Genomic DNA, 9,087 nt, shown 5'->3' on the forward strand with positions numbered 1-9,087 from the left:
GATCCCGCTGAACCAGGCAGACCATCCCGCCGATCCGCGCACACGTGGCAGTCGGGCCCGCGCAGCCTCACATCCGGGATCTCAGCACGTCGACCTCACAGCCCGGCGCGAACGGGTCGAAGCCGTGCTCGTTCAGCCACCGAATCGCCAGCAGGCTGCGCAACGACCACCACGCGTGGATCACGTCGAGGTCGACATCGGTGCCATAGCCGGCGAGGACGTCGTCGAGGTGCTCCTCGTGTCCGAGCGTGAAGGTGGCGAGGTCGGACAGGGCATCACCCTGGCCCGCCTCGGACCAGTCGATGATGCCCGTGACCTCGTCGCCCTCGACGAAGACGTGCGCGATCTGCAGGTCGCCGTGTGTGAACGCCGGAGTCCATGGCCGGAGTGCCGTCTCGGCGATTTGGCGGTTGCGGGTGACCAGGTCGGCGGGCAGGAGGCCGTTCGTCACGAGCAACTCGCACTCGTCGTCGAGTTCTGCTGTCAGCGCGGCGATGCTCCGGCCGGACCGGCCCCGCAGGGGCGGCAGGGGCGCGTCGTGCAGTTTCCGGATGGTGGCGCCCGCCGCGGCCCACGCCGCGGGCGATCCGGTCGACGGTCCGCCGAGGCTCCCGAGTGTCGTCCCCGGGACCGCGGCGAGCGCGAGGACGGGCGGCTTGCGCCACAGGACTTCCGGGGTCGGGACCGGTGCGAGGGTCATCACTTCGACCTCGACGTCGATGCGCGCCTGATCGGTGTCCACTTTCAAGAACACGTCACCGACGCGCAGTGTCGCGCGTTCGGAATGGGCGACGACAACTTCGACCTCATCCATGGGCGACCAGTATCCCGGGGATGATCGCCGACGTCACCGGATTTAACAGCGTGCGATCACGCGGCCGACCGCGCCCCGGCACCCGGCACCCGGCGGCGTCGCGCTCGACACCGACCGCTGTTCTCACCGGACAGTGACGCTTCTGAATGGGGAAGCGGTCCGCGTACGTCGTCTACCGCACGGCGACGTAGTCTCCGGCCGACGACTTCGCCCCGGAGGTGGAGTTCCCGTAGTACGACCACCGCCATGTCCCCGACCCGGCGGCCTTCACCGTGGTTTTGAGTGCCCCCGTACTGTTCGTCGTCGCTTTCTTGACCGTCGTGTACGACGAGGCGCCTGCCGCTTTGAACTGCAGGCTGACCGTTCGGCCCGCGTAACCCTGGTACGTGTGGGTGTCCCAGTTCGCGCGAGTGACCCGCCCGGTCACGGTGATCGTCTTCCCTTTCGCGACCGGCTCCGGCGAGGCGTTGACAGTGACGCGTGTGGCCCGCTTGACCTGCAACGGGAGGTTCTCGTCGTCAGTGTCGTGGGCGTCGCCGGCGAGAAAGACCCGAGCGGCGGTTCGCCACGTGCCGGCGTCCTTGTTCCCGAAGTCGATGTGCCGCGGGTCGATGTACAGCCATTCCTGGAAGTCGCAGATTCCTTTGGCCTTGTCCACGACCTTGCAGTCGCTGGTGATGACGGTGCTGTGCAGGGTGTCCCCGCTGTCGGGATGTCCCCGGTAGGGGAACACCATGGGCCCGTAGTCGTATCTGAGTTTGGTCGTCATGCGGAAGGACGCGCGCACTTCGACCTCCTCCTTGACCCCGATCACGATCGGCTTTCCGCCGTTCACCGAGACCCGGGTGAAGGCGACCCCGCCCTCAGCCGCCCCGGCCGGCACCGCCGCCACCCCTGTGAACACGACCGCCGCTCCACCGGCCACCGCCGCTTTCCACATTGTCTTCCTCATCTTCGCGTTCTCCCTTTCCTCTGCGGCCTGGACCGGACGCGCAGGCACTCTGGCCGGAGTTTGGTCCTCGCGGATCCTCGCGGCTGACTGTGGGACAGGGGAGGGCTGCACGCGGTTGTACGCGGTGCGGCAACGATTTGATCACCACGCCCTCGCTCGGGCCCGCTTCCCGGGAGGGACCCCGACGGCTGCGAGTGGTCGGGGCGGGGCCTGGTGGCCTCGGGGCCCGCTGCCTGACGAGCGACGGAAGTCGGTAGAGGGCTCGCGGTCTGCTCTGTTACGGTCCTGTGGCCGGCTGCGGGACTCCGGTGCGACTTCCGGAACCTGCCTATGAAGCAATGATTCGCAGCTCGTGCCCCCATTCCCCAGCCGGTATCCACACTCATGGGGAAAGAGCCGGATGGATTCGTACGGGGACCTCATCGCAGCGGACGACGTGCTGCTCTTCGTCAATGCGGCGATCACCTCCACGGGGCAGCGTGAATTTCACAGCGACGCGGGCGAGCAGCGGCTGTCCTTGGACTTTCTCCACGCATACATGCTGGGGAACTACCGTGACCTGTATGCCGGGGTCCTCGCGCTCGACATCAACGACTACAACGCGGCCCTCATCATTCGACGGCTGCTGGAGACCACCGGTGAGGCCACCGCCGGCCGGCGTCGCAGCGAGGGCCGGCTGATCGCGTGCCGTCTGGCGACGCTGCCGCCACCACGCGTGTACGGCCTGTTCGATGCCCTGCGCCGGGCCCGGGTGAACAACCGCCGCACCCGGGCGATCATGCGGGACTGGCTGTCCGCCCGCCCGGATTTGGCGTTCGATGCCGTGAAGTACCGCAGCGGCCTCAAACGAGCCCTACGCCACGCACACCTGGCCCCCGCCACCGAAGAGCTGGGGGCGTTCCTGTTCGCGCCGCTGACCCGCAAGCACTACGCGACACCTCTCCTGGAGACGTGGCGCCGCGCGCACTACGAGCAGTCCGCCGTGTATGAGCTGCCCTATACGGCTGCCGAAGGGTTCGCCGCCAAACACGGCATCCCCCGGGATGTGTTCCTGAAGCGCATAGCCCCACGGATGACCCGCCTGGAAACCTTGCGACTCCAGGAGACCGCGCACAGGCTCGGGACCACAGGGGCACAGGCGGACCTGGCCAGGATGCCGCTGACCCGGTTGGCGACCTATGTGCTTTCGCTGCCGGTCAAGGACCGCCTACGCCGACGAGCCGAGCTGACCAGCGCCCTGGAATCGGCCGCCGGACGGGTGGCCGGCTCCCACCGGGGGAGTTGGGGCAAGGTCACCGCCGTCCTGGACGACAGCTTCTCCGCGTCCGGGTCGGCTCACAAGCGCCGCCGACCGCTGGCCGTGGCCCTGGCCTGCCACTATCTCCTCGCGGCCCTTGCCGGCGACTACACCGGGCTGTGGACGTCGGGGAGGATCGATGCCCTGCTGACGTATCCGTACGGGCCGACGCCATTGGGCCGACGGATCCTCGACGCGCTGGACACCGCACCGTCCAGGCTGGTGATCGTCTCCGACGGGTGGGACAACGCACCTCCCGGCCTGGCCGCCGAGGTGCTGCGGATCTGGCGAACCCGGCTCGACCCGGAGCGCCGCACCAGCATCGTGCATGTCAACCCGGTCTACGACGCGGCCGATTTCGACGTGCGCCGCCTGTCCGCGACGGTGCCCACGGCGGGTATCCGTGACGCCGAGGACCTTCCCGCACTGGTGGAACTCGCCCAGTTCGCGGAAGGCCGGACCGGTCTGGCGGAACTGATCACCTACATGGACACCCGTGCGGCCCGCATGACGAGCGGCCCCGGCCCGGATCTGGCGCGATGACCACACTGGACATGACCGGCCTGACCACCCGCCCCTCACAGGTCTGGGGTGCCGTCCGCTTGGTGCCTCTCGTGCGTGACGAACCCTTCGACGATCTGCGTCTGAGTTCGCGGCTCTACGGTGATGCGGCCGGTCTGGTCGAAGTCGGCGCGCGCCAGGCGTACATGTCCTACATCCCGCACGGGTTCGTCGCCGCGTGGAGCGGTGACGGCACACCGGCAGCCGCCTACGGCACCCAGCTTTCCGCCGGCGACGACTCACCTCCTGCCGCCACCATGGGCCTGCGCTTCCACCGCGGGATGGCCCGTCGTCAGGCCAAGGGCCGCCTCCGGTTCCTGCCCATGCACCTGGCGATGGAGGGCTACTTGGCACTCCACTTCGGCGGTCCTTCGCTTGCCTGGGAGGAGTGGTCGCAGCGGGCGATCCGCCAGGGACTCTCCCCCCGTGTCGAAGAGGCCTACGTGGGTGCCGACGTGCGCGGACTCGCCGACGCGCTGCGAATCTTCGAGATCCACCCCCGTCAATGCGGCGTGATGGTCTACGTCGCCGACGCACTCGCAGCCGCGTTCGCGGTCCCGCACCCCGACGACTACCGTGCACTCCACCCGACACTCGTGCAGGACCTGTACGGCGAACTGATCCACCACTACGCCACACTGATGCCGCCGGTGCGGGACTTCCGGGCCCGGATCCCCGACGCGGGGATCCGCTCCCTGGCCCATCTGCGTATGGCAGTTGCCGAACAGGAGCACACCTGGGCGCGCTTCCACGATACGACCATGTCGGCCGGTCTCCTGGACCACCCGTACGCCTGGCAGACGGTCTACCGGATGGGGCGTTTCACGCTCTCCCGGTTCCTGCCGGCGTTCCGTCCCCGGCAGGAGAACCACATCGGCGAGGCCATCACCGACGACAAGGGCAGGATCGCCTACCTCAAGACCTTCCGCCTGTCGGAGAACCAGGTCCGCCGCGGCCACCTCCTCAGCAGACTCGCCGCCAACGACTGGCACCTGGCGGACACCGCAGCCGGTCTCGGCATCGACGAAGCCCAGTTGGGGCTGCGACTGGAGTCCGCCGGCTTCGGCTACCTGCTCCGCCAGGACGTCATGGATGCCTACCGCAAGCAGCGACGGACCCGAACCGGATGAGGGCAGCGCCCGGTCGTCCGTTGTGCCGTAGCGGCGTCGGCCGCTAGGCAGCGGTTCCGTGTCCTGCTGGTGGGCCGTGTCAGGAGGTGCCGCTCGGGATGACGCAGTTCTTCGGCTGTTGCTTGCCGGTGGGCCAGCCCAGACCGACGAACTTCAGGTTTCCGCGTACGCCCTGGCCGGGGTTGAGTTCGACCACCGCGACTGGTTTGTCGTATGGATTCCCGCCGTTGGTGAGGCAGATCAGGCCACTCGTGCCCCTTACTCGGTGCACCGACTGGAGCTTCGACCACTCCTGGCGGACGTCTGTGAGGCTGGGTGCCTGCTCGGCGTCGTTGCCCTGTACCTCGTGCAGGGCCGTGCCGATGGTGACGAGGCCGTCGTGGACGAGCATGGTGCGGGAGTCCTCCATGTCCGGGGTGGAGCCGAGGTCCGTGCCTGCCGTGCTCGTGCTCTTGATGAGGTCGTTGAGGGTGTCCAGGGCTGCTTTGGGCTCCGTGAGGTATTGGGGGAGTTCGTTCGCGGTGGGTTCGCGGTGGTGGGTCGTCTCCCACTGCTTGGTCCAGGCGGCGAGTTCGGTGTCCCAGGCGGCCGGGTGTGCGGGGGCGGCGTACTGGACCGTCACCTTCGTCCTGCCGTCCTTGCCGCGCAGTCGTGCCCAGTCCTTTTCGGACATGGCCTGCCGCAGTGAGGCGGCGTCGGAGCCGCTGACGAGGGTGAAGTGGCGGTCCGCGCAGGTCTGCTGGGCGAGCGTGAGCGCGAAGATCCGCAGGTGCAGGGTGCGTCCCGCGAAGTAGACGGTGTCGGCCGCGGAGCCGCAGATGTTGTTGGCGATCTGCTCGAACTGGCTGCCCGTCGAGCCGGCTTCGTCGATTCCCGGGGATTCGAAGGACATGTCGGCGGGGCCGTCCGGACCCGTCTCCTCGATCCCCCGGAACGCGGTTGCCAGCGACTCGTCGTAGGCGTCCGGGCGGGTGTCGTAGACCAGCACGGTCCTGGCGTTCTCCCGGCCCCGAGCGCCGTTGAAGTTGGCCAGTGCCTGGGCCGCGTCGCCGTTGGTGGGGATGATCCGGGCCAGGCCGGGGAAGCGCTGCTTCTCCCCGTCGATGTTCGCGATGCCGTCCCCGCTGATCCGGGAGGCGAGCACCGGGACGCCGTTCGCCGTCAGACGTTCCACGGCTTTCTCGGTGGTGTCGAGGGTGAGATTGAAGCCCGTGACCGCTCGGAGTTTGTCCCTGTCGGAACCGGCCATGCCGAGCAGTGTGCTCACGATCTTGTCCTGATGACTGTAGTTCCGCCCGGGGTTGGCCAGTACCAGGCGGATCTTGGGTACTTGGCCCTCGCCCGAGTTGGCCTGCCGCTGCCCGAGATATGCGCCCTGGAGGTCGCTGCGCATCTGCCGCCGCAGTCCCGCCGTGTTCGGGTGGAGGGGTGGCATCATCGCCACGTTGATGTGGGGTTGGTTGGTGATCCTCTTGTTCTCCTGTGGGATGGCTTTGGTTACGGTGCTGATTTCCGGTGTGTCGAAGTTGTAGCCTGTGGCGTCGACGGCGGTGCATTCGCTGTCGGTTTTCTCGATGTCGGCGTGGCGGGTGTCCGGGTTGAGGTGGGTGGGGACGCCGTACTCACCGGTGGCTGTGAGTGCCGCCGCGCCGGCCGGCGTGTAGAGGATCTTTCCCTGTCTGGGTAGTCTGTTCCATCTGGGTATCCAGCCGGGTATCCCTGCTGTCTCCTTCGGCTGGGCTGATGGGTGCAGTCGCAGCGGAGCAGCGGCTGCTTGTTCGCTGCCGGGTGGCTCCACTTTGTGGCTGTCGGGCCGAGTTCTGCGGTGCTGTCGAAGTCCGTGGTCGTCAGTTGTCTCAGCAACTGTTCCGGTGTGGGGGCCATTTCGCGCCTGGTCGGTCTGGTGGGCTCCTCGCTCAGCCATACGGCGTGCAGCAGTTGGTCGGCGGTGCGGCGTGGCGCCGTTCCGTCGACGCGTAGCAGGCCCTGAGCGTGCTTGCGGCGCTCGTCCGGCCTGCCCGGGTAGGGCGCCTGGGCGGTCTCCAGCGACTCCTCGCACCATTGGCGGGGGTGGCCGGGGAGGGTGGCGGTGAGGTGGCGGACCGCGTCGTCGACGCCGCCGGAGACGAGGTGGTGGTTCATCCGGTGGGTCGTCACGGAGTGGAACGCACCACTGCTCGCGTCACTGACGGTGTGGTGGTCGCGCAGCAGGTGGTGGTCGGCGTGCCAGGCGGCGCCGTCGCGTTCCAGCCCGTACAGGCGGTGCACCAGTAACTGGCGCAGGCCGAAGTCCCCGGTGAAGTGGCGTTCGCAGCTGGGCCGCCCGGTGTCGTCGAGCAGCCGCGTGACCTCATGTGCCGTCAGGCGCGGGACGCGGCCTGCCTGGTGATGGCGCAGCAGGACCTCGGCGCACTCCAGGTCGTGTGCCACCGACAGGTGGGTGAGGTGGTCGGGCCACTGGTCGTGGTGCTCGTCCGGCAGCCGTACCGGTAGCTGGTCGAGGACCAGTTCCTGGAGCAGTACGTCTGTCACACGCCGCTCGGGGGGCGCCGTCCGGGTGGTGCAGTGTGGCGTCCAGGATGGCCCGGTCGTTGGTGTCCGTCTCCATCCGGTGGTCGGCGGCAGCGGTGGCCGGCCGGATGACCGTGTGCGGCCGTCCGCCGCTGAGCTGGGCCACGGCGGCGGTGATACGGCGGCGGTGCACGCCGCCCTCCCGCTCCGCGCCCAGTTGTATTCGCTCGGTCGCCCGGCGGAGCTGGTCACCGGCGAGGAAAGGCATCCGCAGCATGAGCACCCCGGCGGACAGCGGGCCCCGGTCGTCCTCCGGGTCCCTGCGGCGGGACCAGGTGGCCGGCACTCCGTCGGCGGGCCGGAATGCCGCCGCCTCCCTCGGCGGCAGACCCCCGTGCAGGAAGTCACCGCCGTCCGCCCGGCGGGCCGTGCCCACGACCACCACCCGGTCGCGCTGCCCGTCCCGGCGGTCGGTGAGTACGGCACGCAGCAGCCGCTCGCCCAGCGGTTCCTCGGCGTGGTCCAGCAGCAGTCCCGGGCGGCCGACCCGGCCCAGCCAGCCCCCGAGCCCGCCGTAGGCCGCCTCCAGGTCCTCGCGCAGCGCCTGGAACAGGAAGCGCTCCGCGTCCTCCCGCCGCTCGCCGCCCGCCCGGAAGTCGGCGGCGAGCCTGCGCAGCCCGTGCTTGGGCTGGCCGGCCGCGCCGGGATACTCGCCGTAGATCCGGGTCAGTTCTGCCTCGCCCCGGGGCGTCAGGCGCTCGAAGAGGGCGTCGAGGAGCGCGGTGAGCGCGGTGGCCCCGTACGGGCCGAGCGTCTGTCCGGCCAGTACTTCCAGCATTTTCTGTACGGCCCCGAGGAGCGCGCCGCGCCAGAAGTCGCGCGCCCCCAGACCGCGCAGGCGGGGCTGCTGGAGCAGTTCCTCGTACCGCTCGACCTCTGTCCTGATCGCCTCACCGGTGCCGCCCGCGACGCCGGTCGAGATCACCGCGAGGCCCGCGAAGAACCGCGGGAAGGTGAACGCGCCTCCCGTTCCGCGCCAGGTGTGCAGCAGCAGGGCGGCCTCGGCCAGGGCCTCGGTCACCGCCGAGCGGGCACCGGGCTCCGGCCCGGCCCGGTCCGCGTAGACCGGTGAGGCGCAGTCCAGATGGATCACCGGTACCTGCCGGGCGAACCGGTCGTGCACCACTCTCAGCAGCCGCCCCTTGCCCATTCCGGGGCCGCCGGTGAGCAGCACCACGGGGAGGTCGGGGCCGTACAGCGGTTTGCGGTCGGCGCCGGACGGTGACCGTCCTAACAGGTGTGCGAAGAAGCCGTCTGTGTCGAGGAGTTTCTCGAAGCCCAGGTCCTCATGCACGCATCTCCCCCTGGATGCCCTCCCGCTTGGAGGCGGGTGTTGGGTGTGGTGGATGGAGGTTAGTGGAACACGGGACTCTTCAGCCAGGTCAACACCTGCCATATGAAGGGTAGTTGGTGGCGTGGGCGCCGTGGTGCCTCATGTCGTCGGAGGCACCCGACCCCACGGCGCAGGGACTTGCCGGCATCGGCGGGCATGTCGGCCTGGACACGGAGCTGGCGCCGGGTGGCCCGGAAGCGCCGTGCCCGCCACCGTAGGGGCGCGGCGCTCACCGCTTTCACTGAAGTGCTGCGGATCCCGCGTTCCCGCGTTCCCGCGTTCCCGCGTTTCTGCGGGTGTGGGCGGTTGTGGGTTTAGAGGCGGTGGATGGTGTGGAGGGTGCGGGCGTAGAGGCCGTTGCCGTCGAGGGTGGAGGGGCCGCCGAGGTCGGCCATGGTGGGGCCGTTGGGTGTTTTGCGGCTGGAGAGG

Annotated in this window: 7 protein-coding genes; 2 read left to right on the top strand and 5 right to left on the bottom strand. The window is 69.2% G+C overall.

The features are described 5' to 3' along the window. Positions 1 to 67: 67 nt before the first annotated feature. Both ACIQNU_RS18390 and ACIQNU_RS18395 read right to left on the bottom strand, forming a co-directional pair. A complete protein-coding gene (locus ACIQNU_RS18390) occupies positions 68 to 814 on the bottom strand; it encodes a phosphotransferase family protein (protein ID WP_401367089.1) in 747 nt (248 codons plus the stop codon). A 172-nt stretch (positions 815 to 986) separates the two neighbouring features. After that, on the bottom strand, positions 987 to 1,766 hold the full coding sequence (locus ACIQNU_RS18395; protein WP_401367091.1) for a hypothetical protein: 780 nt from the start codon (positions 1,764 to 1,766) through the stop codon (positions 987 to 989). Positions 1,767 to 2,166: 400 nt separating this feature from the next. On the opposite strand from ACIQNU_RS18395, the gene ACIQNU_RS18400 reads away from it, so the two are divergent. Further along, positions 2,167 to 3,606 carry a hypothetical protein gene (locus tag ACIQNU_RS18400; protein WP_401367092.1) on the top strand — a complete coding sequence of 480 codons (1,440 nt, stop codon included), beginning with the start codon at positions 2,167 to 2,169 and terminating at the stop codon, positions 3,604 to 3,606. Beyond that, on the top strand, positions 3,603 to 4,754 hold the full coding sequence (locus tag ACIQNU_RS18405) for an ARPP-2 domain-containing protein (RefSeq protein ID WP_401367094.1): 1,152 nt from the start codon (positions 3,603 to 3,605) through the stop codon (positions 4,752 to 4,754). Before ACIQNU_RS18400 ends, ACIQNU_RS18405 begins: the two co-directional genes overlap by 4 nt. A gap of 79 nt (positions 4,755 to 4,833) precedes the next feature. On the opposite strand, the gene ACIQNU_RS18410 is transcribed toward ACIQNU_RS18405, so the two are convergent. From ACIQNU_RS18410 to ACIQNU_RS18420, 3 genes are read right to left on the bottom strand one after another with little or no spacing between them, the layout of a single operon-like run. Then, positions 4,834 to 6,192, bottom strand: coding sequence for an amino acid ABC transporter substrate-binding protein (locus ACIQNU_RS18410; protein ID WP_401367096.1), 1,359 nt, complete (start codon positions 6,190 to 6,192; stop codon positions 4,834 to 4,836). A gap of 59 nt (positions 6,193 to 6,251) precedes the next feature. Beyond that, entirely contained in the window at positions 6,252 to 7,184 is a 933-nt protein-coding gene (locus tag ACIQNU_RS18415; RefSeq protein ID WP_401367098.1) for a hypothetical protein, read from the bottom strand. After that, on the bottom strand, positions 7,105 to 8,619 hold the full coding sequence (locus tag ACIQNU_RS18420; protein ID WP_401367100.1) for a hypothetical protein: 1,515 nt from the start codon (positions 8,617 to 8,619) through the stop codon (positions 7,105 to 7,107). Before ACIQNU_RS18420 ends, ACIQNU_RS18415 begins: the two co-directional genes overlap by 80 nt. Positions 8,620 to 9,087 lie beyond the last annotated feature (468 nt).

Origin of the sequence: Streptomyces sp. NPDC091292 (assembly GCF_044757265.1) — a bacterium.
In the GTDB taxonomy this organism is placed as follows: Bacteria; Actinomycetota; Actinomycetes; order Streptomycetales; family Streptomycetaceae; genus Streptomyces.

Excerpts from the sequence above, each read along its gene's own strand:
- ACIQNU_RS18410 (WP_401367096.1), bottom strand. The coding sequence starts at position 6,192 with ATGATGCCACCCCTCCACCCGAACACGGCGGGACTGCGGCGGCAGATG.
- ACIQNU_RS18405 (WP_401367094.1), top strand. The coding sequence starts at position 3,603 with ATGACCACACTGGACATGACCGGCCTGACCACCCGCCCCTCACAGGTC.
- ACIQNU_RS18400 (WP_401367092.1), top strand. The coding sequence starts at position 2,167 with ATGGATTCGTACGGGGACCTCATCGCAGCGGACGACGTGCTGCTCTTC.
- ACIQNU_RS18390 (WP_401367089.1), bottom strand. The coding sequence starts at position 814 with ATGGATGAGGTCGAAGTTGTCGTCGCCCATTCCGAACGCGCGACACTG.
- ACIQNU_RS18395 (WP_401367091.1), bottom strand. The coding sequence starts at position 1,766 with ATGAGGAAGACAATGTGGAAAGCGGCGGTGGCCGGTGGAGCGGCGGTC.